This window comes from Pseudoxanthomonas sp. J31 (assembly GCF_000510725.1).
In the GTDB taxonomy this organism is placed as follows: Bacteria; Pseudomonadota; Gammaproteobacteria; order Xanthomonadales; family Xanthomonadaceae; genus Pseudoxanthomonas.
Genome location: NZ_AZNZ01000004.1, coordinates 46,928 through 70,326 on the forward strand (window position 1 = coordinate 46,928; position 23,399 = coordinate 70,326).

Annotated in this window: 27 protein-coding genes and 1 other RNA gene; 15 read left to right on the forward strand and 13 right to left on the reverse strand. The window is 72.5% G+C overall.

Annotated elements, in window-relative coordinates; all coding sequences use genetic code 11:
• Nucleotides 1-100: 100 nt before the first annotated feature.
• From ssrS to PSEJ31_RS0107550, 6 genes are all read left to right on the forward strand, one after another.
• Nucleotides 101-283: non-coding RNA, 6S RNA (gene ssrS / locus PSEJ31_RS16525), on the forward strand.
• Between the two features lie 120 nt (nt 284-403).
• A complete protein-coding gene (locus PSEJ31_RS0107530) occupies nt 404-1,015 on the forward strand; it encodes a 5-formyltetrahydrofolate cyclo-ligase (protein ID WP_028915100.1) in 612 nt (203 codons plus the stop codon).
• Nucleotides 1,012-1,488, forward strand: coding sequence for an EVE domain-containing protein (locus tag PSEJ31_RS0107535; RefSeq protein ID WP_028915101.1), 477 nt, complete (start codon nt 1,012-1,014; stop codon nt 1,486-1,488). Before PSEJ31_RS0107530 ends, PSEJ31_RS0107535 begins: the two co-directional genes overlap by 4 nt.
• Before the next feature lie 76 nt (nt 1,489-1,564).
• A complete protein-coding gene (gene rpiA, locus PSEJ31_RS0107540; RefSeq protein ID WP_028915102.1) occupies nt 1,565-2,212 on the forward strand; it encodes a ribose-5-phosphate isomerase RpiA in 648 nt (215 codons plus the stop codon).
• Nucleotides 2,213-2,290: 78 nt separating this feature from the next.
• Nucleotides 2,291-2,746, forward strand: a complete 456-nt coding sequence (locus PSEJ31_RS0107545; protein WP_028915103.1) for a DUF192 domain-containing protein — start codon at nt 2,291-2,293, stop codon at nt 2,744-2,746.
• Nucleotides 2,747-2,794: 48 nt separating this feature from the next.
• A complete protein-coding gene (locus tag PSEJ31_RS0107550; protein WP_028915104.1) occupies nt 2,795-3,643 on the forward strand; it encodes a SirB1 family protein in 849 nt (282 codons plus the stop codon).
• Nucleotides 3,644-3,676: 33 nt separating this feature from the next.
• Here PSEJ31_RS0107550 and PSEJ31_RS0107555 read toward each other — a convergent pair whose 3' ends face one another.
• The gene (locus tag PSEJ31_RS0107555; protein WP_019398857.1) at nt 3,677-3,865 is read right to left on the reverse strand and encodes a rubredoxin; all 189 of its coding nucleotides are present in this window, start codon (nt 3,863-3,865) and stop codon (nt 3,677-3,679) included.
• A gap of 64 nt (nt 3,866-3,929) precedes the next feature.
• Between PSEJ31_RS0107555 and thiE the strand changes: the two genes are divergently transcribed.
• The 4 genes from thiE (at nt 3,930) to PSEJ31_RS0107575 (ending at nt 7,452) form a co-directional block, all read left to right on the forward strand.
• A complete protein-coding gene (gene thiE / locus PSEJ31_RS0107560) occupies nt 3,930-4,568 on the forward strand; it encodes a thiamine phosphate synthase (RefSeq protein ID WP_028915106.1) in 639 nt (212 codons plus the stop codon).
• Nucleotides 4,569-4,630: 62 nt separating this feature from the next.
• On the forward strand, nt 4,631-5,932 hold the full coding sequence (hemL, locus tag PSEJ31_RS0107565; protein ID WP_028915107.1) for a glutamate-1-semialdehyde 2,1-aminomutase: 1,302 nt from the start codon (nt 4,631-4,633) through the stop codon (nt 5,930-5,932).
• Nucleotides 5,916-6,809 (forward strand): ion transporter, encoded by an 894-nt coding sequence (locus PSEJ31_RS0107570; protein ID WP_232211000.1) that lies wholly within the window; start codon nt 5,916-5,918, stop codon nt 6,807-6,809. Before hemL ends, PSEJ31_RS0107570 begins: the two co-directional genes overlap by 17 nt.
• A gap of 28 nt (nt 6,810-6,837) precedes the next feature.
• Nucleotides 6,838-7,452: an HAD-IA family hydrolase gene (locus PSEJ31_RS0107575; protein WP_028915109.1), complete on the forward strand. Its 615-nt coding sequence runs from the start codon at nt 6,838-6,840 to the stop codon at nt 7,450-7,452.
• A 329-nt stretch (nt 7,453-7,781) separates the two neighbouring features.
• Here PSEJ31_RS0107575 and PSEJ31_RS0107580 read toward each other — a convergent pair whose 3' ends face one another.
• On the reverse strand, nt 7,782-9,023 hold the full coding sequence (locus PSEJ31_RS0107580) for an acetylornithine transaminase (RefSeq protein WP_037034771.1): 1,242 nt from the start codon (nt 9,021-9,023) through the stop codon (nt 7,782-7,784).
• A gap of 157 nt (nt 9,024-9,180) precedes the next feature.
• Here PSEJ31_RS0107580 and PSEJ31_RS0107585 point away from each other — a divergent pair, with 157 nt between their 5' ends.
• The gene (locus PSEJ31_RS0107585; RefSeq protein WP_028915111.1) at nt 9,181-10,305 is read left to right on the forward strand and encodes an aminotransferase class I/II-fold pyridoxal phosphate-dependent enzyme; all 1,125 of its coding nucleotides are present in this window, start codon (nt 9,181-9,183) and stop codon (nt 10,303-10,305) included.
• Between the two features lie 42 nt (nt 10,306-10,347).
• Here PSEJ31_RS0107585 and PSEJ31_RS0107590 read toward each other — a convergent pair whose 3' ends face one another.
• The 9 genes from PSEJ31_RS0107590 to yedA form a co-directional block, all read right to left on the reverse strand.
• Nucleotides 10,348-10,785: a VOC family protein gene (locus PSEJ31_RS0107590; protein ID WP_019398865.1), complete on the reverse strand. Its 438-nt coding sequence runs from the start codon at nt 10,783-10,785 to the stop codon at nt 10,348-10,350.
• Between the two features lie 75 nt (nt 10,786-10,860).
• A complete protein-coding gene (locus tag PSEJ31_RS0107595) occupies nt 10,861-11,679 on the reverse strand; it encodes an NAD(P)-dependent oxidoreductase (RefSeq protein ID WP_028915112.1) in 819 nt (272 codons plus the stop codon).
• 91 nt (nt 11,680-11,770) lie between these two features.
• Nucleotides 11,771-13,786, reverse strand: a complete 2,016-nt coding sequence (locus tag PSEJ31_RS0107600) for a bifunctional DedA family/phosphatase PAP2 family protein (protein ID WP_028915113.1) — start codon at nt 13,784-13,786, stop codon at nt 11,771-11,773.
• Nucleotides 13,787-13,882: 96 nt separating this feature from the next.
• Nucleotides 13,883-15,268: a sorbosone dehydrogenase family protein gene (locus PSEJ31_RS0107605; RefSeq protein WP_028915114.1), complete on the reverse strand. Its 1,386-nt coding sequence runs from the start codon at nt 15,266-15,268 to the stop codon at nt 13,883-13,885.
• The gene (locus tag PSEJ31_RS0107610) at nt 15,265-15,690 is read right to left on the reverse strand and encodes a DUF2231 domain-containing protein (protein WP_013536316.1); all 426 of its coding nucleotides are present in this window, start codon (nt 15,688-15,690) and stop codon (nt 15,265-15,267) included. The genes PSEJ31_RS0107605 and PSEJ31_RS0107610 overlap by 4 nt, the downstream gene beginning before the upstream one ends.
• A 121-nt stretch (nt 15,691-15,811) precedes the next feature.
• Nucleotides 15,812-16,408, reverse strand: coding sequence for an LON peptidase substrate-binding domain-containing protein (locus PSEJ31_RS0107615; protein ID WP_028915115.1), 597 nt, complete (start codon nt 16,406-16,408; stop codon nt 15,812-15,814).
• Nucleotides 16,409-16,476: 68 nt separating this feature from the next.
• The gene (gene mpl / locus PSEJ31_RS0107620) at nt 16,477-17,883 is read right to left on the reverse strand and encodes a UDP-N-acetylmuramate:L-alanyl-gamma-D-glutamyl-meso-diaminopimelate ligase (protein WP_028915116.1); all 1,407 of its coding nucleotides are present in this window, start codon (nt 17,881-17,883) and stop codon (nt 16,477-16,479) included.
• 55 nt (nt 17,884-17,938) lie between these two features.
• Nucleotides 17,939-18,838, reverse strand: a complete 900-nt coding sequence (gene rarD, locus PSEJ31_RS0107625) for an EamA family transporter RarD (protein WP_028915117.1) — start codon at nt 18,836-18,838, stop codon at nt 17,939-17,941.
• Nucleotides 18,835-19,734, reverse strand: coding sequence for a drug/metabolite exporter YedA (gene yedA / locus PSEJ31_RS0107630; protein ID WP_019398998.1), 900 nt, complete (start codon nt 19,732-19,734; stop codon nt 18,835-18,837). Before yedA ends, rarD begins: the two co-directional genes overlap by 4 nt.
• 227 nt (nt 19,735-19,961) lie before the next feature.
• Between yedA and PSEJ31_RS0107635 the strand changes: the two genes are divergently transcribed.
• Nucleotides 19,962-20,495 carry a DUF3016 domain-containing protein gene (locus PSEJ31_RS0107635; protein WP_125077337.1) on the forward strand — a complete coding sequence of 178 codons (534 nt, stop codon included), beginning with the start codon at nt 19,962-19,964 and terminating at the stop codon, nt 20,493-20,495.
• Nucleotides 20,496-20,750: 255 nt separating this feature from the next.
• Here the strand turns inward: PSEJ31_RS0107635 and PSEJ31_RS0107640 are convergent, their stop codons facing one another.
• A complete protein-coding gene (locus tag PSEJ31_RS0107640; protein WP_026010608.1) occupies nt 20,751-21,152 on the reverse strand; it encodes a host attachment family protein in 402 nt (133 codons plus the stop codon).
• A gap of 148 nt (nt 21,153-21,300) precedes the next feature.
• Here PSEJ31_RS0107640 and msrB point away from each other — a divergent pair, with 148 nt between their 5' ends.
• From msrB to PSEJ31_RS0107655, 3 genes are all read left to right on the forward strand, one after another.
• Nucleotides 21,301-21,765, forward strand: a complete 465-nt coding sequence (msrB, locus tag PSEJ31_RS0107645) for a peptide-methionine (R)-S-oxide reductase MsrB (RefSeq protein WP_019398307.1) — start codon at nt 21,301-21,303, stop codon at nt 21,763-21,765.
• A 34-nt stretch (nt 21,766-21,799) separates the two neighbouring features.
• Entirely contained in the window at nt 21,800-22,174 is a 375-nt protein-coding gene (locus PSEJ31_RS0107650; protein WP_019398306.1) for a YciI family protein, read from the forward strand.
• Between the two features lie 73 nt (nt 22,175-22,247).
• Nucleotides 22,248-23,006 carry a hypothetical protein gene (locus tag PSEJ31_RS0107655; RefSeq protein WP_028915119.1) on the forward strand — a complete coding sequence of 253 codons (759 nt, stop codon included), beginning with the start codon at nt 22,248-22,250 and terminating at the stop codon, nt 23,004-23,006.
• 3 nt (nt 23,007-23,009) lie between these two features.
• Here PSEJ31_RS0107655 and PSEJ31_RS0107660 read toward each other — a convergent pair whose 3' ends face one another.
• Nucleotides 23,010-23,372 (reverse strand): hypothetical protein, encoded by a 363-nt coding sequence (locus PSEJ31_RS0107660; RefSeq protein WP_019398304.1) that lies wholly within the window; start codon nt 23,370-23,372, stop codon nt 23,010-23,012.
• Nucleotides 23,373-23,399 lie beyond the last annotated feature (27 nt).

The following is a 23,399-nucleotide window of genomic DNA, read 5'->3' on the forward strand; positions in this document are numbered from 1 at the left end:
TTGACCGCGCCTTCCGGCCCTGAACCAGGCATTGCCGGAATCTTCGCTATTCACGCCACGCAGGCTAGGCAGCGCGCGCGGCGACGCTATAATCCTTCCGCGTTCTCTGCCGTGTTCGACAGCTGGCAAAACATTCGCCTTGTCCCTTAAAAACGACACCGGGGATGCGACGACGCCGGGTGTGCATGTCCGCCATGTAGCGGGAAGCCCGAAGGTTTCCGACCGTTCCCACTTGAACCTCGGGTTCAAGGTCGTTTCGCCGCATCGGCATGGTGGAGAACCATTCTTCCGACGACGCCTCCCCCCGGGAGGCGTCGTTTTTTGTGCGCGCCGGCACCGTCGCGGGCTTGGCGCGGCCGGCGGCGGCGGCGATCATGCAGCGCCGCCCACGCCCCGGATGCCCATGACCCAGGACCGCCCCACCCTGCGCCGCCAGCTGCGCGACCGCCGCCGCGCGCTGCCGCCGGCCGTGCGCATCGCCGCCGCGCAGGAGCTGGCCGAACGCATCCTCGCCCTGCCTTTCCTGCCGCAGCGCGGCTACGTCGCCGGCTACTGGGCGATGGACGGCGAGATCGGCCTGCACGTGTTGCAGCTGAAGCTGCCCCCGGGCCTGGTCTGGTGCCTGCCGGTGCTGGACGGCGAGCTGCTGCGCTTCGCGCCATGGCGCTCGGGCGACCCGCTGGTGACCAACCGCTTCGGCATTCCCGAGCCGGACGTGGAGCCGTCCTCGGCGCTGGAGCCGGCGGCGATGTCGCTGGTGGTGATGCCGCTGGTCGGCTTCGACCCCGGCGGCCAGCGGCTGGGCATGGGAGGCGGCTGGTATGATCGCAGCTTCGCGTTCCGCCGCGACCGCGCCGCGCCGCCGTGGCTGGTGGGTGCCGGCTTCTCCGTGCAGCAGGTCGAGGCGCTGGAGGGGGCGGAGTGGGACGTGGTCCCCGACGCGATCTGCACCGAGACCCAGACCCTGCTGCGCCCCGGCGCCAGCAGCCCGCAGCACGAGAAAGACCCGACGTGAGCGCCCGCACCCGCTACTGGCTGATGAAGTCCGAACCGGACGCGTTTTCCATCGACGACCTCCAGCGGGTCGGCACCGAGCCCTGGAACGGGGTACGCAACTACCAGGCGCGCAACTTCATGCGCGACGGGATGAAGGTCGGCGACGGGGTGCTGTTCTACCACTCCAACACCAAGGTCCCGGGCATCGTCGGCATCGCCCGCGTGGCCAGCGAGGCCTATCCGGACGAGACCCAGTTCGACCCGAAGTCCGACTACTACGACCCCAAGGCCACCCGCGAGCAGCCGCGCTGGTACCTGGTGGACGTGGCCTTCGAGCGCAAGCTCGCCCGCACCATCCCGCTGGACGAGATCAAGCAGCACGCCGACCAACTCGGCGAAGGCTTCCCCCTGGTCGCCCGCGGCAACCGCCTGTCCGTGTTCCCGGTCACCGCGGCGCAGTGGAAGCTACTCTTGGCGCTGGAAAAGCAGTGATTCGCCGTTCGTGATTAGCGGGCAGCGAAGCGCTCCTACGAATCACCAATCACCAATTACCAATCACGGCCCTCCAATGTCTGAAGCCAAGCGCCTGGCCGGCGAAAAGGCCATCGAGTACGTCGAGGACGGCATGGTCGTCGGCGTGGGCACCGGCTCGACCGTGGCCTACTTCATCGAGGCCCTGGGCCGGATCAAGGACCGCATTGCCGGCGCCGTTTCCAGCTCCGAGCAGAGCACGAAGCGGCTGAAGGAGCTGGGCATCGAGGTGTTGGACGCCAACGCCGCCGGCCCGCTGAAGCTGTACGTGGACGGCGCCGACGAGTGCGACCCGCACAAGCGCCTGATCAAGGGCGGCGGCGCCGCGCTGACCCGGGAGAAGATCATCGCCGAGGCCAGCGAGACCTTCGTGTGCATCATCGATCCGGCCAAGCAGGTACCGGTGCTGGGCAAGTTCCCGCTGCCGGTGGAAGTGATCCCGATGGCGCGCAGCCTGGTCGCCCGCCGCATCCTGGAACTGACCGGCGGCCAGCCGGTGTGGCGCGACGGCGTGGTCACCGACAACGGCAACTGGATCCTGGACGTGCACAACCTCCGCATCACCGACCCGGTGAAGATGGAGAGCGAACTCAACCAGATCCCCGGCGTGGTCAGCGTCGGCCTGTTCGCCCGCCGCCCGGCCGACATCGTGATCGTCGGCGGCCAGCCGCCGCAGGTGCTCTGAGCCCGGCCGCGGCGCGGCCTTGACCGCCGCGCCGGGTTGCCCCACCTTGCGGGCCTGGTTCCGTCCGTGGTGGTCCACATGCCCCGACTGCTCCGCCGCCTTGCCGTCCTGACCGCGCTGCTGCTGGGCAGCGGCCTTGCCGCCGCCAGCGACCACTGGGTCGAGCTGGCCGGCGAGCGCTTCCAGGTCGAGATCGCCGCCACCGAGGCCCAGCGCGCGCGCGGGCTGATGTACCGCGAGCGGCTGGAGCCGGGCCACGGCATGCTCTTCATCCACGACTGGTTCGGGCCGCAGGCCTACTGGATGAAGAACACGCGCATCCCGCTGGACATCCTGTACTTCGACGAGCAGCGCCGGCTGGTCTCGCAGCACCGCGACGTGCCGCCGTGCCGCACCCGCGACTGCCCGGTCTACCCCAGCGGCGCCCCGGCCCGCTACGTGCTGGAGCTCAACGCCGGCGAGGCGGCGCGGCTGGGCGTGGCCGAGGGGGCTGAACTGCGCTTCGGCCCGGGGATCCCCGCGGCGGCGGAGTAGCCGCGCCCGGGCTTGATTGTCGCCGCGCCCGACCCCAGTCTTGGGCGCATGGGGAAAACACGCATCCAACTTCCCGACTGGAACGCCCTGGCAGCGCTGGACGATGCCGCGCTGCCCCTGTTGCCGACCGCCCTGCTGATCGCCCGCGACGAGTACCCGGCGCTGGACCCGGCCGAGTACGACGCCCTGGTGCAGTCGCACGTCGAGCACCTGCGGCCGGAGGTGGAGGCGATCCCGTCGACCGCGCTGAAGATGGCGGCGATCAACCGCCACCTGTTCGACGAGCTGGGCTACAGCGGCAACCACGACGCCTACTACGACCCGCGCAACAGCTACCTCAACCAGGTGCTGGAGCGGCGCCTGGGCAACCCGATCTCGCTGGCGATGGTGCAGATGGAGGTCGCCCGCCGCCTGGGCGTGCCGCTGGACGGGGTCTCCTTCCCCGGGCACTTCCTGGTGCGGCTGCCGGTGGACGGCGGCCTGCTGGTGATGGACCCGTTCAACGGCGGCCGCCCGCTGGCGGTGGAGGAGCTGCGCGAGCGGGTGCGCCCGCACCTGGGCGGCGAGGTCCCGGACGACCGGGTGCTGCTGCAGATCCTCACCCCCGCCCCGCACCGGGCGATCCTGGCGCGGGTGCTGCGCAACCTGCACGGCGTGTACGCCGCCGCCGGGGAATGGGAGCGCGCCGCGCGCAGCGCCGACCGCGTGCTGCGGCTGGTGCCGGAGGAAACCGACGCCCTGCGCGACCGCGGCCTGGCCTACATGGAGCTGGGGCACATCGAGGGCGCGCGCCGCGACCTGGGCCGCTACCTGCAGCTGGCCCCGGACGCCGCCGACGCCGAAGCGATCCGCGAGCGCCTGATCGACGCAGCCGGGCAGCGCACCGTGCTGCACTGAGCCCGCCCGCGCCCGCCGGGGCGCGGTGCCGGCTCAGATCTCCATCATCTCGAAGTCGTCCTTGGTGACCCCGCAATCCGGGCAGGTCCAGGTGTCCGGGATGTCCTCCCAGCGCGTCCCGGGCGGGATGCCCTCTTCCGGCAAGCCTTCGGCTTCGTGGTAGATGAAGCCGCATACCACGCACATCCAGCTGCGGTAAGGGGCGTTGTCGGTCTCGCTCATCGGATAATGCAGGCCTGCGTCAGGGGCGCCATTGTCCCACAGGCGCCCGCACGACGGAGTCGAGATGAGCCCTGCCCCCCGCCCCCGAGGCCTGTACCTGATCACCCCGGACGAGCCGGTCACCAGCCGCCTGCTGCAGCGGGTAGGGCCGCTGCTTGGCGCCGGCGTGGCCTGGCTGCAGTACCGCAACAAGGCCGCCAGCGCGGCGCTGAGGCAAGAGCAGGCCGCGGCGCTGCAGGCCCTGTGCGCGCGCGCCGGAGTGCCGCTGCTGGTCAACGACGACGCGGCCCTGGCCTCGGAGATCGGCGCCGCCGGCGCCCACCTGGGCGAGGACGACGGCGCCCTGGCCGCGGCCCGCGCCCTGCTCGGCCCGCACGCCATCCTCGGCGCCTCCTGCTACGACAGCCTGCAGCTGGCGCGCGAGGCGGTGGCCGCCGGTGCCAGCTACGTGGCCTTCGGCGCGTTCTTCCCCACCACCACCAAGGTGGTGACCCGGCGCGCCACCCCGGACCTGCTGCGCGATGCCGCGGCGCTGGGCGTGCCGCGGGTGGCGATCGGCGGCATCACCCCGGAAAACGGCCGCGCCCTGGTCGAGGCCGGCGCCGACCTGCTGGCGGTGATCGGCGGGGTGTTCGACGCGCCCGATCCGCTGGCGGCGGTGCGGGCCTACCAGCGCTGTTTCCAGGCCACGCCGGCGGCCTGAGCGGGGCGCGCGCGGGCGGCGGGGCCTACAATACGGGGCTTCGCCGCACTGGAACCGTCCCGATGAACCACGACCGCTCCCACGCCCTGTTCTCCCGCGCGCAGCAGCTGCTGCCTGGAGGCGTGAACTCGCCGGTGCGTGCGTTCAAGTCGGTGGGCGGCGAGCCGTTCTTCGTGCAGCGCGCCGACGGCCCCTACCTGTTCGACGTCGACGGCAACCGCTACATCGACTACGTCGGCTCCTGGGGCCCGATGATCGTCGGCCACAACCACCCGGCGGTGCGCGAGGCGGTGCAGGAGGCGATCGGCAACGGCCTGTCCTACGGCGCCCCGTGCGAGGCCGAGGTGGAGATGGCCGAGACCATCACCCGCCTGGTGCCGTCCTGCGAGATGGTGCGCATGGTCAACTCCGGCACCGAGGCCACGCTGTCGGCGATCCGCCTGGCGCGCGGCGCCACCGGCCGCCAGCGCATCGTCAAGTTCGAGGGCTGCTACCACGGCCACGGCGACTCGTTCCTGGTCAAGGCCGGCAGCGGCATGCTGACCCTGGGCGTGCCGACCTCGCCGGGCGTGCCGGCCGGCCTCAGCGAGCTGACCGCCACCCTCAGCTACAACGACTTCGAGGGCGCCACGAAGCTGTTCGGGGAGATCGGCGGCGAGATCGCCGCGGTGATCATCGAGCCGGTGGTGGGCAACGCCAACTGCATCCCGCCGCGCGCGGGCTACCTGCAGCACCTGCGCGAGCTGTGCACGAAGCACGGCGCGCTGCTGATCTTCGACGAGGTGATGACCGGCTTCCGCGTGGCCCTGGGCGGTGCCCAGGCGCACTACGGCATCACCCCGGACCTGACCACCTTCGGCAAGATCATCGGCGGCGGCATGCCGGTGGGCGCCTACGGCGGCCGCCGCGAACTGATGCAGCAGATCGCCCCGGCCGGCCCGATCTACCAGGCCGGCACCCTCAGCGGCAATCCGGTGGCCATGGCCGCCGGCCTGGCCATGCTGCAGCTGATCCAGGAGCCGGGCTTCCACGCGCGCCTGGCCACGGCCACCGCGCAGCTGTGCGAGGGCTTCGAGGCCGCCGCGCGCGAGGCCGGCGTGCCGCTGACCACCAACCACGTCGGCGCCATGTTCGGCCTGTTCTTCACCGACCAGAAGGTGGAGACCTATGCCCAGGCCACCGCCTGCGACACCACCGCGTTCAACCGCTTCTTCCACGCCATGCTCGAACGCGGCGTGTTCCTGGCCCCGAGCGCCTACGAGGCCGGCTTCCTCTCCAGCGCCCACGACGGCGCGGTGATCGACGCCACCCTCGAGGCCGCGCGTGCCGCGTTCCGGAGCCTGGCCGATGACCGCGCCGGCTGAGCCCGGCGCCGGCCCGCGCGCGGACGGCGGCAGCCTGTTCGAGCGCGAGCACCTGCCGGCCTCCAGCGAAGGCCGGCGCTACCGCTGGTTCCGGGTGATCTTCCACCACGACGCCCCGGACGAGCGCAACTTCGACCTGGCGCTGATCCTGGTCATCCTGGCCAGCGTGGCGGTGGTGCTGCTGGACTCCATGCCCTCGGTGAAGGTGCGTTGGCACGCCTGGCTGTACGCGGCCGAGTGGCTGTTCACCCTGGCCTTCGCCGTGGAATACGGCGTGCGGCTGTGGGTGGTGAAGCGGCCGCTGCGCTATGCCTTCAGCTTCTTCGGCATCATCGACCTGCTGGCGATCCTGCCCACCTTCCTGTCGCTGCTGTTCCCGGCCACCGCCTCGTTCACCGTGATCCGCGCGCTGCGCCTGCTGCGCGTGTTCCGGGTGCTCAAGCTGGTGGAGTATTCCAGCGAGGCCGGGGTGCTGATCCAGGCGCTGGTGCGCAGCCGGCGCAAGATCCTGGTGTTCATCGCCGCGTTGCTGACCATCGTGGTGGTGTTCGGTGCGCTGATGTACGTGGTGGAGGGCCCGGACAACGGCTTCACCAGCATCCCCGCCGGCATGTACTGGGCGATCGTGACCGTCGGCACCGTCGGCTTCGGCGACATCGCCCCGGCCACCCCGTTCGGCCGCTTCGTCACCTCGCTGCTGATCGTGATCGGCTACAGCATCATCGCCGTGCCCACCGGCATCTACACCGCCGAGCTGGCGCGCTCGCTGCAGCCGCGCCGGCGCCAGGCGCGCTGCGGCAGCTGCGGACTGGACGACCACGAGGCCGATGCCTGGCACTGCCGCAAGTGCGGCGCCGCCCTGGCGCGGGAGCCATGAGCGGCGGCGCGCGGGCCCCGGAGCGGCGATGAGGCCGCGCATCCGCCAGCTGCTGCTGGACTTCGACAACGTGCTGGCCCACTACCGGCGCGAGCAGCGGGTGGCATGCCTGGCCGCGCATGCGGGCACGAGCTTCGCGCAGGTGTGGCAGGCGCTGTATGGCTCCGGGCTGGAAGCGCGCTACGACGCCGGCCGGGTTTCCACGGCCGATTACCTGCGCGAACTGGGCGAAGGCATCGGCGCGGCCGTGGACGAAACCGCCTGGCTGCAGGCGCGGGTGGCGGCCACCACTGCCGACGAACGCGCGCTGGCACGGCTGCTGGCGCTGGACCCGGAACTGCCGATGGCGGTGCTGACCAACAACGGCGAACTGGCCGCGCGGGTGGTGCTGCAGGTGGCCGCGCCGCTGGCGCCGCGGCTGGGCGGCCGGGTGCTGTGCAGCGGCAGCCTGGGCGGGCGCAAGCCGGAGCCGCAGGTCTACCTGCGCGCGCTCGAGCGCCTGGGCTGGAATGCCGCCGATACCCTGTTCATCGACGACCTGTTCGCCAACGTGCAGGGCGCACGCCGCGCGGGCCTGCACGCCGACAGCGTGCGCGATGCCCGCGCCCTGGGCCGGGTGCTGAAACGCTTCGGCCTGGCCTGAGCGCGCGCTCACGCTCTTCCCCGGAGGAACCTGGATGCGCTTCGCTGGTCCGGGATCCGCACCTGCGGCAACGCCGCGCGCATGGCCGTGCAGCGGGGCGTTGCCAGCGAGGCGGCCCGGGCACGCCGGTGCCCGATCTTGCATCGAGGTGGACGGCCTGGACGAGGCGCTACGCCGGGGGCGCGCGGCCGGCCTGCACCGGAATACGGTGCGGCCGCCGAGCCCTGGACGTGCGCCGCTTCTTCGTGCGCGACCCGCCGGGGCGGCTGCCCAGCATCCTGCGACACCGCCCGGCGGCCTGGGGGCGCGCTTGCGGCGCCCCTCGCCAGTCAGGCGACGAACTTGGCGATGGCCTTGCGCAGCCGCGCCAGGCCCTCGGCCACGTCGGCGTCGGTGATGTTCAGCGCCGGCACCAGGCGCAGCACGTCCGGGCCGGCCTGCAGCAGCAGCAGGCCCTCGTGCGCGGCCAGGTCGAGGATCTCGCCGGCGCGGCCCGCGTATTCGGAGTTGAGCACGGCGCCCAGCATCAGGCCGCGGCCACGCACCTGGGCGAACACGCCGAACTCCCCGCCGATCGCGGCCAGGCCCTCGCGCAACGCGTGCGACTGGCGCGAGACGTTGGCCGCGATCTGCGGCGAGGCCAGCTTGCGCAGGGCCACGCGCGCCACCGCCGCCGCCAGCGGATTGCCGCCGAAGGTGGTGCCGTGGGCGCCGAAGCCCATGGCCTCGGCGACCTTCGGGCCGGCGAGCATGGCGCCGATCGGGAAGCCGCCGCCCAGGGCCTTGGCCAGGGTGACGATGTCCGGGACCACGTCGTCCTGCCAGTGCGCGAACAGGGTGCCGGTGCGGCCCATGCCGGCCTGGATCTCGTCCAGCACCAGCAGTGCATTGTGCTTGTCGCACAGCGCGCGCACCTGCTTGAGGAAGCCGGAGGCGGCCGGCATCACCCCGCCTTCGCCCTGCACCGGCTCCAGCATCACCGCGGCCACGTCGCCGGCGGCCATCGCCGTCTCCAGCTGCACGATGTCGTTGAAGTCCACATAACGGAAACCGCCGGGCAGCGGCTCGTAGCCTTCCTGGTACTTGGGCTGGGCGGTGGCGGTGACCGCGGCCAGGGTGCGGCCGTGGAAGCTGCCGCGGAAGGTGACGATCACCCGCTGCTGCGGGGCACGCCCCTGGGCGGTGGCCCACTTGCGCACCAGCTTGATCGCGGCCTCGTTGGCCTCGGCGCCGGAGTTGCACAGGAACACGCGCTCGGCGAAGCGGCTGGCGGTCACCAGCTCCTCGGCCAGGCGCAGCGGCGGCTCGCTGAAGAAGATGTTGCTGGTGTGCCACAGCTTGCCGGCCTGCTCGACCAGGGCCGCGTGCAGGTCCGGGTCGTTGTGGCCCAGGCCGCACACGGCGATGCCGGCGCCGAAATCCACGTACTCGCGGCCTTCGCTGTCCCACAGTCGCGCGCCCTGGCCTCGCTCCAGCACCAGCTCGCGCTGCCGGTACACGGGCAGGAAATAGCGGTGGCCAAGGTCGATCAGGGAGGCGGTGTCGCCGGCAGCCGGCGTCGTGGCGTTCATGGCAGTGGAATATCCGTGGAAGAAGGCCGGCACGGGGCCGGTGGGCCATTATCCGCCTCGTTCGGCGATGCCGCCACGCCGTCGCCGGACCGGTGCCGGGCTCGCGTATCATCGGGCTGCCGCGCAGCGGCGCCTCCGCTCCCAACGACCGACCGCCATGTCCCGCATCGAAACCCTCGCCGCCCGCGCCGGCAGCCGACCCGACCCGGCCAGCGGCGCGCTGTCGCCGCCGCTGCAGCTGGCCACCACCTTCGAGCACACGCCCGACGGCCAGCTGCCGCAGGGCTTCCTGTACCAGCGCTACGACAACCCGACCCAGCAGGAGACCGAGCAGGTGCTGGCGGCGCTGGAAAGTGCGAAGCGGGCGCTGCTGTTCCCCACCGGCATGGCCGCCGGCGCCACCGCGCTGCAGGCGCTGCCGCCGGGCAGCCACGTGCTGTTGTGCGACGACAGCTATTTCTCGTTCCGGGTGCTGGCGGCACAACAGTTCCCGCGCTGGGGCCTGGAGTGCACGATCGTCGACTTCACCGACCTGGACGCGGTGCGCGCCGCGCTACGGCCCAACACCGCGTTGCTGTGGGCGGAGACCCCGTCCAACCCGCTGCTGAAGGTCAGCGACATCGCCGCGCTGGCGACCATTGCCCACCAGGCCGGCGCGCGCCTGCTGGTGGACGGCACCTTCGCCCCGCCGGTGATCCAGCAGCCGCTGGCGCTGGGCGCGGACATCGTCCTGCATTCGGCCACCAAGTACCTGGGCGGCCACGGCGACGTGATGGGCGGAGTGCTGTGCTTCGCCGAGGACGGCGAACACGCCGCCGCCTGCCACCAGCTGCGCCTGCTGGCCGGCGCCACCGCCTCGCCGTTCGCGGCGTGGATGATCCTGCGCGGGGTGCGCTCGCTGCCGGCGCGGATGGACTGGCATTGCCGCAACGCGCGCCGGGTGGCGGAGTTCCTCGCCGGCCATGCGAAGGTATCGGCGGTGCATTACCCCGGCCTGGCCTCGCATCCGCAGCACGCGGTGGCCGCGGCGCAGATGCGCGACTTCGGCGGCATGCTGTCGTTCGAGGTAGCCGGCGGACGCGAGGCGGCGCTGGCCGTGGCTTCACGCATGCGCCTGTTCACCAATGCCACCTCGCTGGGTTCGACCGAATCGCTGGTCGAGCACCGCGCCTCGATCGAAGGCCCGGCCTCGACCACACCCGGCGGCCTGCTGCGGCTGTCGGTGGGCCTGGAGCACGCCGACGACCTGGTCGCCGACCTGGAGCAGGCGCTGGCCGGCTGAGCGGCACGCGGCGCGGCGATCCCGCGCCGCGATCCTGCCGGCTTACCAGGTGCCGGTGTTGGGCATCGACGCCCACGGCTCGGCCGGCGGCAGGGCCTCGCCCTTCTGCAGCAGCTCGATCGAGATCAGGTCCGGGGTGCGGACGAAGGCCATGCGGCCGTCGCGCGGCGGGCGGTTGATGGTCACGCCCATGGACTGCAGGTGCGCGCAGATGGCGTAGATGTCGTCGACCTCGAAGGCCAGGTGGCCGAAGTTGCGGGCGCTGCCGTAGTCCTCCGGTGCCGAACCGTCCTCCGGCGGCCAGTTGTAGGTCAGCTCGATCTCCGCCTCCGGGTTCTCCGGGGCGCCGAAGTAGACCAGGGTGTAGCGCCCGGCCTCGTTGTCCATGCGCCGGGTCTGCTTCAGGCCCAGGCCCTCGGTGAAGAAGCGGCTGGTCTTTTCCAGGTCGTGGACCCGGATCATCGCGTGCAGGTACTTCATGGTGTTTCCGTAACGAAAAGGGGGCCGGCCATTGTAGGAGCGCGCCGCGGCCGGCGGCGGCGCGCGCGGCGCGACTCAGTCCAGGAACAGGTCCGGCAGCAGCGGCTTGGACGGATCGACGGCATAGCCGGACAGGTCGGTCACGCCGGCCTCGGCCAGCACCTCGTCGTCGATCAGGAAGCGGCCGCTGAAACCGGCCGCCTGGCGCACCAGGATCGCGTGCGCGGCATCGGCCATGATCTCCGGGCGGCGGCCGTTGCCGGCATCCACGCCGGGGATCATGTTCAGCGCGTCGGTGGCGATGAGCGTGCGCGGCCACAGCGCGTTGACCGCCACGCCCTTCGGCCCGAACTCCGCGGCCAGGCCCAGGGTGACGAAGCTCATGCCCATCTTGGCCAGGGTGTAGCCGGTGTGCGGGGCCCACCACTTCGGGTCCAGGTTCGGCGGCGGCGCCAGGGTCAGGATGTGCGGGTTGGCCGCCTGCAGCAGGTGCGGCAGGCAGGCCTGGGCGCAGAGGAAGCTGCCGCGGGCGTTGACCTGCTGCATCAGGTCGAAGCGCTTCATCGGCGTGTCCAGGGTGCCACGCAGCCAGATCGCGCTGGCGTTGTTGACCAGGATGTCGATGCCGCCGAAGGCGTCCACCGTGGCCGCCACCGCGGCCTGCACCTGGTCTTCCTCGCGGATGTCGCACTTCAGCGCCAGGCCGCGGCCGCCGGCGGCGTCCACCGCTTCGGCCGCGGTATGGATGGTGCCCGGCAGCTTCGGGTTGGGCACCGCGGACTTGGCGGCGATGGCGACGTTGGCGCCGTCGCGCGCCGCGCGCAGGGCGATGGCCAGGCCGATGCCGCGCGAGGCACCGGTGATGAACAGGGTCTTGCCGGCGAGGCTGGTCATGCGCGTCTCCAGGTACAACGGGGGACGCGCATTGTCGCCCGGCACGCGCTGCGCGTGCGCGGTCGCGTGCGTCGCCGCCGCGGGCGGCGCGCTAGCGTGCCGCTTCCGCGCCGGCCGCGGCGGTGCGCAGGCGCAGCGTGGGCAGGCCCGAGACCGGGTGCGGCTCGACCTGGTGCGGCAGGTCGGCCACCGCCTCCACGATCCGCTCCAGCGCCGGGTCGGCGTCGGCATGCGGGCGCCAGGTGGCCAGCACGTCGAACGCGGGGGTGAAGTGCAGGGTCTGCGCGGTGCCGATCCACAGCGGCTGGTGCCCCGGGCGCAGCTGCACCGGCGCCGCCCACAGCCGCAGCACGATGCGGCGGTCCGGGCGGGCGCCCTCGCGCACCATCAGCAGGGCCTCGGTGCGTGCGTCCAGGGTCGCCGGCAGCACCGGCACGCCGGCCGGCCACACGTCCTCGTCGAACATGTTCAGCGCCTGCTCCCAGCGCGCCTGCGGCTGCACCTTCCAGCCCTGCGCCTCCAGGCGCTCGCGCAGCGGGCCCAGCGGGCCGGCCACCTGCACGTCCAGCGGCCAGCGCTGGGCGTCGTCGAACTCGTTGCGGCGCGCCGGCTGCAGCGCCCAGTCGCGCTGCCACCAGGCCTGCAGGTCCTGGACCTCGATCGCCGGCCCCGGCGGCTCGAACTTGGCCAGCTTGGCCTCGATGTTGCGCGGCGCGTACCACAGCGCGGCCAACGCGAACACGCCGTAGAACGCCGCCGCCACCGGCTTGACCCAGAACGAGCGGTTGAAGCGGCGGCGGTAGGCGATGCCCAGCACCAGCAGCCAGACGATGCCCAGCAGCATCCCGCCGACCACGTCGCTGAGCCAGTGCGCGCCCAGGTACAGGCGGGCGAAGCCGATGACCGCCACCACCAGGCCGGAGACCATGTACGGCCAGACCCGGTCGCGCCCCGGCAGCTCGCGCGCGATCAGCACGGCGAAGAAGCCGAAGGCGATGGTGGACATGGTCACCGCGATCGAGGGGAAGCCGAAGCCGCTGCTGGCCGAGGGCGGGCGCACCACGTTGATGGTCGCGCCCAGCAGCCAGGTCAGGGCCAGACCGAAGCCCAGCGCCGCCAGCCAGTGCGCGGCGGCCATCCAGCGCTGGCGCCAGGCGAAATAGCCCAGCGCCGCGGCGCAGGCCGGGGCCAGCACCGGCCAGTCGCCGAGCGAGGCCAGCGCCGCCAGCGGGTAGTCGGCCAGCGGGTTGCGCAGGGACAGCATCAGCTGGTGTACCGCCAGGTCCACGCCCAGCGGCTCGCCGTGGCCGACCACCACCAGCAGCAGGGCGAACCACACCCAGCCGATGGCCAGCAGCAGCACCGCCAGCAGCGCCAGCGGCACCGACTCGCGCCGCTGCGGGTCGAACACCGCCACCGAGTACTCGCCCAGCACCGGATGCCGGTGCGACCAGGCCAGCATCCGCGCCAGCACGGCGTCGGCGTGCTCGGCGAACCAGCGGTAGGTGTACAGCACCACCGCCCAGGCCAGCGCCAGCACCGCCAGCAGCAGGCCCAGCACCACCACCAGGTGGCCGGCCACCGCGGCCACCGCGTCGTAGGCCCGGCCCAGGACCCAGCCCGGGGCCAGGAACAGCACGCCCCAGGACACGCAGGCCAGGCCGGAGGCGGTGAAGTAGCGTCGCACCGGCATCCTGGCCATGCCGGCAATGGCCGGGACGAACGGGCGGATCGCGCCGACGTAGCGGGCCAGCAGGATCGCGCTGAAGGCATTGCGCCGGAACAGGGTCTCGCCGCGCTCCAGCAGCTGCGGGTAGCGGCTGAACGGCCAGACCCCGCGCAGGCGGTCGCCCCAGCGCAGGCCGACCCAGTAGCTGATGGCGTCGCCGGCCAGGGCGCCGAGCGCGGCGCTGGCCACCGCGTAGGGACCGGAGATCTCGCCCATGCCGATCAGCACGCCCACCGCGAACAGCAGTGGCAGGGCCGGGACCACGGCCCCGACGATGATGAGCGCGTCGCAGAAGGCGATCGCGAAGATCACCACGCCGGCCAGCAGGGGGTGTTCCCCGATCCAGGCCAGGGTGGCTTCCATCCAGGAAGAATTCATCGGCGGATTATAGGAGCCGCCCCGCAACGGACGCTGTAGGAACGCGCCGCCGGCACCCCCCGGCCCCGGCGGTGGCCGGGTCCGGCGGCGGCCGGATCAGGGCCCGGTACCGGCCTCGGGCACCGTCTCCGTATCCTCCCCGCCGGCCTGGTCCGTGGCCGGCGGCGGGGGGGCCGGCGGCGGCGCAGCCGCGCCGGTCCGCGCCACCCGCCAGACGATGTTGGCCAGGTCGTCGGCGATGACCAGGGCGCCGCGCGGATCCACGGTCACCCCCACCGGACGGCCACGGGTGGTGCCGTCGTCGTCGCGGAAGCCGGTGGCGAAGTCGATCGGATCACCGGCCGGGCGGCCATTGCGGAACGGCACGAACACCACCTTGTAGCCCACCGGCTCGGATCGGTTCCAGCTGCCGTGCATGCCGACGAAGACGCCCTCGGCGTACTCCGGCCCCATCACCGGGCTGGAGAAGTCCAGGCCCAGGGCGGCCACGTGCGCGCCCAGGGCGTAGTCCGGGGTGATCGAGGCGGCGACCTTCTCCGGGTTCTCCGGCTTGACCCGCGTGTCGACGTGCTGGCCCCAGTAGGCCCAGGGCCAGCCGTAGAAGCCGCCCTCGCGCACCGAGGTCAGGTAGTCAGGCACCAGGTCCGGGCCGATCTCGTCGCGTTCGTTGACCACCGCCCACAGCTGGCCGCTGCCGGGCTGGATCGCCAGCGCGGTGGGATTGCGCAGGCCGCCGGCGTATTCGCGGTGCATGCCGGTCTGGGTATCGATCTCCCAGACCACGGCGCGGTCCTGCTCGGCGGTCATGCCACGCTCGGTGATGTTGCTGTTGGAGCCGATGCCCACGTACAGGAAGCGCCCGTCGGCACTGGCGGTCATCGCCTTGGTCCAGTGGTGGTTGATCTCCGACGGCAGCTTCGTAAGCACCTGCGGCTTGCCGGCCCGGGCCTGGGTCATGCCCGGCTGGTAGTCGAAGCGCACCACGGCGTCCTGGTTGGCCACGTAGAGGTTGTTGCCGACCAGCGCCAGGCCGTAGGGCGCGTCCAGGTCCTCGGCGAACACCGTCTGCAGCTCGTACTCACCGTCGCCATCGGCGTCGCGCAGCAGGGTCAGGCGGTTGCCACTGGGCACCTGGGTGGTGCCGGCGGCCTTGATCGGACCGGCGATCACGTCCTTGGGCTTGAGCGCGGGCGCGTTGCCCCCGCGACCCTCGGCCACCAGGATGTCGCCGTTGGGCAGGACCAGGGTCTGGCGCGGGATGCGCAGGTCGCGGGCGATGGCACGGACCTCGAAGCCCTCCGGCACGACCGGCACCTGGTCGCCCCACTCGGACGGGTCGGCGATCTTCATCGACGGCAGCAGGCCGCGCTTCGGTTCCGGCAGTTCCGGGTTGGCACCGTGCTGGAGCGGGCCGGGTTCGGGATTGCAGGCCGCCAGCACGACGGTGGCACAGGCGGCGGCGACAAGCTTCAGGCGGTTCATCGCACACCTCCGGCGCGCAGCGGCCAGGCCGCGAAGAAAATGGAAACCAGCGCGACCGCGAACACCAGCACCGACAGCACCAGCGCCATCGGCATCGCGGCCCAGGCGTCGCGCGCATGGACCAGGGCATTGAGCAAGGCGAGGATCCACGCCACCGCCCACAGCAGGCAGTGCAGCGCCGAGCCGCGGGTGCGGCGCGAGGGCACCAGGCCCAACAGTGCGCAGACCAGCGCGGCGGCGGCGAACACCAGGCCGCCGACGTTGAGCCAGGCGGCGAAGTTGATCCACTGGATCTCGTAGGTCCGCGCGTAGGCGATGTCGGCCAGCAGCGTGCCGAGGATCAGCGACAGGGCGCCGCCGAGCAGCAGCGCGTGGACGGGATGGAAGGCGGGTGCATACCGGCCTTCGACGGTTGCGACCATGGCAGGTCCTCCGTGGTGGACGCCGCGGCGTCGGATGGGCGGGAACGGCTTTCAGCCGAGGCCCATGGTCGCCGCACGTGGCTCACGGCCGCGTGTAGCCGCGGCCCGCGGACGCAGCGTCCTATTCCTCGTCCATCCAGACAAGCAGGTGCTGCAGCCGCCGGTGCGGATCGTCCTCCTGCAGCAGGGCGAGGCGCTGCTCCTCGGTGATCGGCAGGATCTCGGCCAGGCGCCAGCCCACCCAGTCCGCATCCTCGAGCAGGCGCAGGTTGGGTGCGTCGTGCAGCCCGCCCACCTTCTGCAGCAGTTCGCCCAGCAGCGTGCCCAGCACCGCGTGCTCGGGCAGCAGCCGCGCGCCGCTGCCGGGTTCTTGCCGCTGGTCGCGCCAGCGCACCTGGCCGACCAGCAGGCCGTTGTCGCGCACGCTGGTGCGGCTGACCCGGAACCGGCGCGCACCGCGCACGGCCAGGGTCAGCACCCCGCCCGGCTCGCTGCCGAAGTCCTCGATCAGCGCCTCCACCCCGAACGCCGCCGGCGTCGCCGGCGCGCCGCTCTCCTCGCCCTCCAGGATCATGCACACGCCGAAACTGCGGCCCTGGCGGCCGCACTCGGCGACCAGGTCCAGGTAGCGGCGCTCGAACACGCGCAGTCCCAGCGGCGCGCCGGGCAGCAGCACGGTGTGCAGCGGGAACAGCGGCAGGGCTTCGGTACTGGGCACGGTGCGATGGCGTTCGGCTCGCCGGCAGGGTAACGCCGCCCGTTCAAGGCGGCGTCACGGCGGCGTGGTCAGTCGCGCCCTTCCAGCATCGCCACGAAGCGCCGCGGCGCCGCGTCGAAGCCGCCGTTGGACATGAACACCACGTGGTCGCCCGCCTGCACCAGCTCGCCCAGGCGCGCCAGCAGGGTGTCAGTATCCGGCACCGCCTGCGCCTGGCCGCGCACCGCGGCCACCACCTTGCCGGCGTCCCAGGCCAGCTCCGGACGATGCAGGAACACGACCACGTCGGCGATGTCCAGCGACGGCGCCAGCGCGTCGGCGTGGGCGCCCAGGCGCATGGAATTGCTGCGCGGCTCCATCGCCACCACGATGCGCGCATCGCCGACCCTGGCACGCAGGCCTTCGAGGGTGGTGCGGATCGCGGTGGGGTGGTGGGCGAAGTCGTCGTACACGGTGACGCCGGCCGGGGTGCCCAGCACCTCCAGGCGGCGCTTGACGCTGTGGAAGCCGGCCAGCGCCGGGGCCACATCGGCCGGCGACACGCCCACCGCGTGCGCCGCGGCCAGCGCCGCCAGCGCGTTCAGCACGTTGTGCCGGCCCAGCAGCGGCCAGTGCACGCTCGCCACTTCGCGGCCGTCATGCAGCACCACGAACTGGCTGCCGTCGGCGGCCAGCAGGCGCGCGCTCCAGTCGAAGCCGGCACCGCCGCCGGCGCGCGCGATGGCCACCTCCGCGCCCTCCAGGCCGAAGGTCTCCACCGGGGTCCAGCAGCCCATCGCCAGCACCTGGGCCAGGTGCGCGTCTTCGCCGTTGACGACGAGCCGGCCGGCGCGCGGCACGGTGCGCACCAGGTGGTGGAACTGGCGCTGGATCGCGGCCAGGTCCGGGAAGATGTCGGCGTGGTCGTACTCGAGGTTGTTGAGGATCGCCACCGTCGGCCGGTAGTGCACGAACTTGCTGCGCTTGTCGAAGAAGGCGGTGTCGTACTCGTCGGCCTCGACCACGAACTCGCGGCCGCCGCCCACCCGCGCCGAGGTGCCGAAGTCCTCGGCGACGCCGCCGACCAGGAAGCCCGGGTCGCGCCCGGCGGCCTGCAGCAGGAAGGCCAGCAGGCTGGTGGTGGTGGTCTTGCCGTGGGTGCCGGCCACCGCCAGGGTGGTGCGCCCGGGCAGCACGTGCTCGGCCAGCCACTGCGCGCCGGAGGTGTAGCGGCGGCCGTCGTCCAGCACCTGCTCCACCGCCGGGTTGCCGCGCGAGAGGGCGTTGCCGATCACCACCTCCACCGCGTCGGGGGAGATATGCGCCGGGTCGTAGCCCTGGCGCAGCTGGATGCCCAGCTTCTCCAGCTGGGTGGACATCGGCGGGTATACCGCCTGGTCGCTGCCTTCGACGCTGTAGCCCAGTTCGCGCGCCAGCGCCGCCACGCCGCCCATGAAGGTGCCGGCGATCCCGAGGATGTGGATGGTGGTGGTCATGCCGCGATTGTCGCCCAGCGGCGCCGGCTTTTGTGGCGCCGTTGCCGTTTCCGGGCTAGGAGCGGCTGCGCGCGCGCCACAGGCCCTCGCCCGCGTACAGCGCAAGTCCCAGCCAGATCGCGCCGAAACCGAGTGCGCGGCCGGCGCCGAACGGCTCGTGGAAGAACCACACGCCCAGCAGCAGCTGCAGGGTCGGGGCGATGTACTGCAGCAGCCCGACCACGCTCAGCGGGATGCGGCGCACGCCATAGGCGAAACCGATCAGCGGCACCGCGGTGACCACGCCGCCGAACACCAGCAGCAGGTCCGTGCCCCAGCCCCAGCCGCTGGCGAAGCTGCCGCCGTGCCCGGCCTCGGCCCACAGCACGTAGGCCAGCGAGGGCAGGAACAGGTACAGGCTTTCCAGGCCCAGGCCGGCCACCGGATCCACCGCCACCAGCTTGCGCACCAGCCCGTACAGGCCGAACGAGGCGGCCAGGCCCAGCGCGATCCACGGCGGCGAGCCGGCCTGCACGGTCAGCCAGGCCACGCCCAGCGCGGCGCAGCCCACCGCGATCCACTGCACCCGGCGCAGGCGCTCGTGCAGCACCAGCACGCCCAGCACCACGTTGACCAGCGGGTTGATGAAGTAGCCCAGGCTGGTCTCGACCACGTGGCCGGCGTTGACCGCCCAGATGTACAACCCCCAGTTGAACGCGATCAGCACCGCGCTCAGCGCCAGCGCCGGCAGCGCGCGCGGCTGCGCGGCCAGCCTGCGCAGCCAGCCCAGGCCGTCGCTGAGCAGCAGCCAGGCCACCACCAGCAGGGCGCTCCAGACCACGCGGTGGGCCATGATCTGCATGGCCGGCACGTTCTTCAGCAGGTGCCAGTACACCGGCACCACGCCCCACAGCACGAAGGTGCCGGCGGTGACGGCCAGGCCGCGGCGGTCGATGGACGGAGCGGCGGTGCTCATCGGCGCAGCACCCGCGCCAGGGTGATGGTGACCACGCCGGCCAGGATCACCGCCATGGCACCCAGGTCGTGCGCGGTGAAGCGCTCGCCGGCCAGCCACGCGCCCAGGGCCACGGCAATGGCCGGGTTGACGTAGGCGTAGCTGCTGACCAGCACCGGGCGCACGTGGTGCAGCAGCCACACGTAGGTGCTGAAGGCCACGATCGAGCCGAACAGCGCCAGGTAGCCCAGGGCCAGGGTGCCGTGGAGGGTCGGCGCGGCCGGCAGCGACTCGCCGCGCAGCAGGCCGGTGGCGACGATCATGGCCCCGCCGCACAGCATCTGCCCGGCCGCGGCCATGAACGGCGACGGCAGGTCGCGCCCGCGCGACCACACCGAGCCGAACGCCCAGCCGACCGGCGCCACCAGCAGCAGGACCAGGCCCACGGGGCTGGCGGTGAGGCTGCTGCCGGCGTTGAGCCACAGTACGCCGGCAAAGCCGATGGCGATGCCCAGCCATTCGATCCGGGTGGGGCGCTGGCCGTAGATCGCGCCGAACACGCCCATCCACAGCGGCACCGAGGCCACCGCCACCGCGGCCAGGCCGGAGGACACGCTCTGCTCGCTCAGCACCACGCAGCCGTTGCCCAGCAGCAGCAGGGTGAAACCCATCACCGCCAGGTTCTTCCACTGCGCGCGGGTCGGGGCCGGTACCCCGCGCCAGCGCAGGAAGGCGTACATGGCCGCGCCGGCGACGACGAAGCGCGCGCCGGAGACGGCCAGCAGCGGCGGCCATCCGCCTTCCAGGGCAAAGCGGATGCCGAGGTAGGTCGAACCCCAGACCACGTAGACGATGGCCAGGGCGAAAACGATGGCCAGCCCGGCGGCGCGCGCCGGGGCCTGCGCGGGAACGCTCATGCGGAATCCGGGGGGAAGGAGCGGACCTGCGATTCTAGCGCCGTGCGCCCCTCGCGCACCGTGTCGGAAGGCGTGGTTCCGGGGCCATCCGGCGCAAGGAAAGCGTTGCGCCGTGCGCCTGAAGCGACCGCAACGGCTGGCCCGCGCCACCTTGCCGGGACATGCGCGCGGGCGCATATTCGCTGCAGGTCAACGCGATACCGGAGCGGAACATGAAAGCCCCATCCATGCTCCTGCTGCTGGCCCTGGCCGCGCTGCCGGCCGTGGCGCCGGCCGCCAGGAGCGTCACCGATCCCGATGCCCCGCGCGCGCTGCCGGAGCAGGATCCGGTCAGCGTGTCCTGGGAGGACCCGGCGCAGTTCTCCGACCTGCGCTACAGCGGCAACCGCTGGGAAGCCGCGCATGGCGACTGGGTCGCCGAGCTGGCCCGGCACCTGCAGAAGAACGCCGCCAAGCGCCTGCCCGAGGGCGCGCGCATGGAAGTGACCATCACCGACATCCAGCGTGCCGGCCGCTACGAGCCGTGGCGCGGTCCGAACCTGGACCACGTGCGCTTCATGCGCGACCACTATCCGCCGCGCATGGAGCTGAAGTTCCGCATCACCGGCGCCGACGGCCGGGTGCTGGCCGAGGGCGAGCGCAAGCTGCACGACGTGTCCTACCTGCAGCGCGGCGCGCCGCTGGACAGCGATGCCCTGCGCTACGAGAAGCGCATGATCGACGACTGGCTGCGCAAGGAGCTGCCGTCGCCGGCGGCCTGAGGGATTGGCGGCGCGGACTGCATCGTGCCGCCCGCGCCGCCTTGATGCCGATGCTTCCAGCAGACCGATGGCCGGGGGCGGCGGGCTGGTGATCCGGCGGTGACCGCCCTGGCCGGGAACGGCCCCGGCGCCCGGCGCCCGGTCCTGGCCCTGCCCCGCTGCCCCGCACAGCGGACCACGCGCAAGACCATGGGAAGCTTCGTCCGGCCCCGGCAAACGCCCGGGACCGGCGGCCGGCGGCGCGCGGCGTGGACCTCAGAAGTCGGGCGCCAGCGCCTGCTCGATCTGTTCGCGCCGCAGGTTGGTGTAGTTCTTCGCCACTTCCGCCAGCAGGCGGCTGCGGACCTCCTCGTGCAGCAACGGACGCATGTAGCCCAGGGTGGTCGGGTCGGCCGCCAGCACCAGGTGCTGGAAGCGGCCGTTGAGCGCGTGCTCGTTCAGGCGCCGCGCCAGTTCACGCGCGAAGCCTGCCTCCTCGGCCTCCTTGGCCCCCACCTCCGGCGGCAGGATCGCCGGCATCTCGCCTTCCTTGGGATCCAGCGCGATGGCCGCTTCCTGGTGCAGCACCAGCTGGCCCTTCTCACCGACGTTGGTGAACAGCCGCGCCGACGCACCGTCGGCCACCAGCACCCAGGCACCACGGGGAATCCTTCGCATGTCGCCTCCTGCTTTGGGGATCGCCCCGCCAGCCTAGGCAGGCAGGTGTTAGCGTCCCGCGCACGTCGCGTCAGCGGCGGCCGCGGCGGGCCGGTTCACCCGCCGCCCGCCCTGGTGCATGCTGGGACGCCCGCCACCGGAGCCGCCGATGAGCCGTTTCGACCTGACCCCGCCCGACCCGGAGCAGCTGCAGGCCCTGGCCGCCGCGCTGTCGCCGGAGGAACGCCACGTGCTGCTGCAGCACGGCACCGAGCGCCCGTTCTGCGGCGTGTTCCTGGACAACAAGCGCGAGGGCACCTACGTGTGCCGGCTGTGCGGGTTGCCGCTGTTCCGCTCCTCGGCCAAGTTCGATTCCGGCACCGGCTGGCCCAGCTTCTTCGCGCCCTACGACGAAGCCCACATCCGCCGCGTGCGCGATACCAGCCACGGCATGGTCCGCACCGAGATCGTATGCGCCCGCTGCGGCGGCCACCTGGGCCACGTGTTCCCCGACGGGCCGCCGCCGACCTACGAACGCCACTGCCTCAACTCGGTGTCGCTGGGCTTCGTCGACGCCGGCCAGCCCCTGCCCGACCCGCTGCGCCGCGGCGGCGCCGAGGCCGGGCCGCCCTGAGCGCCGCGCGCCCTACCTCCCACGGAGAACGCCAATGAAGTTCCTGTTGCTGGTGTACATCGACCAGGCCCTGCTGGGACAGCTGTCGCAGGAGGAGTACGACGCGCACATGCGCGACTGCGTGCGCAAGGCCGACGACCTGGCCGGCAAGGGCACGCTGCTGGGCGCCAACAAGCTGGAGCCGCCGACCACCGCGCGCACGGTGCGGGTACGCGAGGGCCGCGCGCGGGTGTACGACGGTCCCTTCGCCGAGACCAAGGAAGTGCTGGCCGGCTACAACCTGATCGAGGCCGACTCCCTGGAGGAGGCGGTGGAACTGGCCAAGCAGTTCCCGTGGGCGCGCTACGGCGCGATGGAGGTGCGCCCGGTGGGCGACCTGGACGCCGAGCGCGTGCGCGTCGGCGCCTAGGCCGGGCTTCACGCCACGTCCCGCGCGCGCCGGCTAGCGTTGGCCCATCTCCATTCGGCGCGGGCGCGAGGCGATGCGCATACTGGTCCTGCTTGCCGCGCTGGCGATGCCGGTGGTGGCGTTCCTGTCCCAGCGCGGCGTGTTCGGTCCGGACAACGGCGAGGTCTCCGCGCGCTACCCGACCCTGCTGGTGGCCGCCGGCTACGCGTTCTCGATCTGGAGCCTGGTGTTCGCGCTGGACCTGGTGCACGCCCTGCGCCAGCTGCGCGCGCGGTGGCGCGACGACCCGCTGCTGGCGCGCGTCGCCCCGGCCACCGCCGCCGGCTTCGCGCTTACCGCGCTGTGGATGCCGCTGTTCTCGCAGGGCCTGTTCGCGGCCTGCCTGCTGGTGATCTTCGCCGCGCTGGCCTGCCTGCTATGGGTGGCGGTGCGCCTGTCCGATGCCGGTGCGCACGGCGGCGCGCACCTCTGGTCCTGGCTGGGGCTGTCGCTGCACGCCGGCTGGCTGTCGCTGGCGGCGTTCCTCAACCTGGCCCAGTCCGCGCTGGCCTTCGGCTGGATCCACCCGCAGGCACAGTTGGTGTCCTCGCTGCTGTTGCTGGCCGCGGCCACCGCGCTGCTGCTGTGGTTCAACGCGCGCATGCGCGGCAACCTGGCCTATGCCGCGGCGGCGTTGTGGGGGCTGGTGGCGATGTGGGTGCGGCAGTCCGGATCCACCCTGCCCGGCTCGGACCCCACCGCGCGGATGGCCCTGCTGGCGGCCGTGCTGCTGGCGGCGCAGAGCGCCTGGTTGCGGCTGCGCGCGCGGCGGCTGGCCGCAACGGCGCACTGAGGCTCAGGCGCACCCGGGCGCGTCCTGGGCCGCGACCACGCACTGGGCGAAGTCCGCGGGCAGGCCGCCCACCTGGCGGCGCGCGCCGACATGCAGCTGGAAGCGCCCCAGTTCGCGGCGGCTGCAGTGCTGCTCCAGCGCGGTGCCGCCGACGGCGGCCTTGCAGATCTCCTGGTACAGGCGGTAGTGGCAGGCGCCGCTGCCGCTGGACAGGCACTGGAAGGTCGCCAGCCCGTCGGCCAGGGTGGTCTTGCTCAGCAGCACGCCCTGGCCGGCGCGGGCGAAGTCGATGCGGGTGCGGCTGCCGGGTCCGTCGCCGCCGAACAGCGACAGCAGGCACGCAAGCAGGGCGGTCAGCAGGTGCATGGGACACTCCTTGGTCTTTCCGGTCCG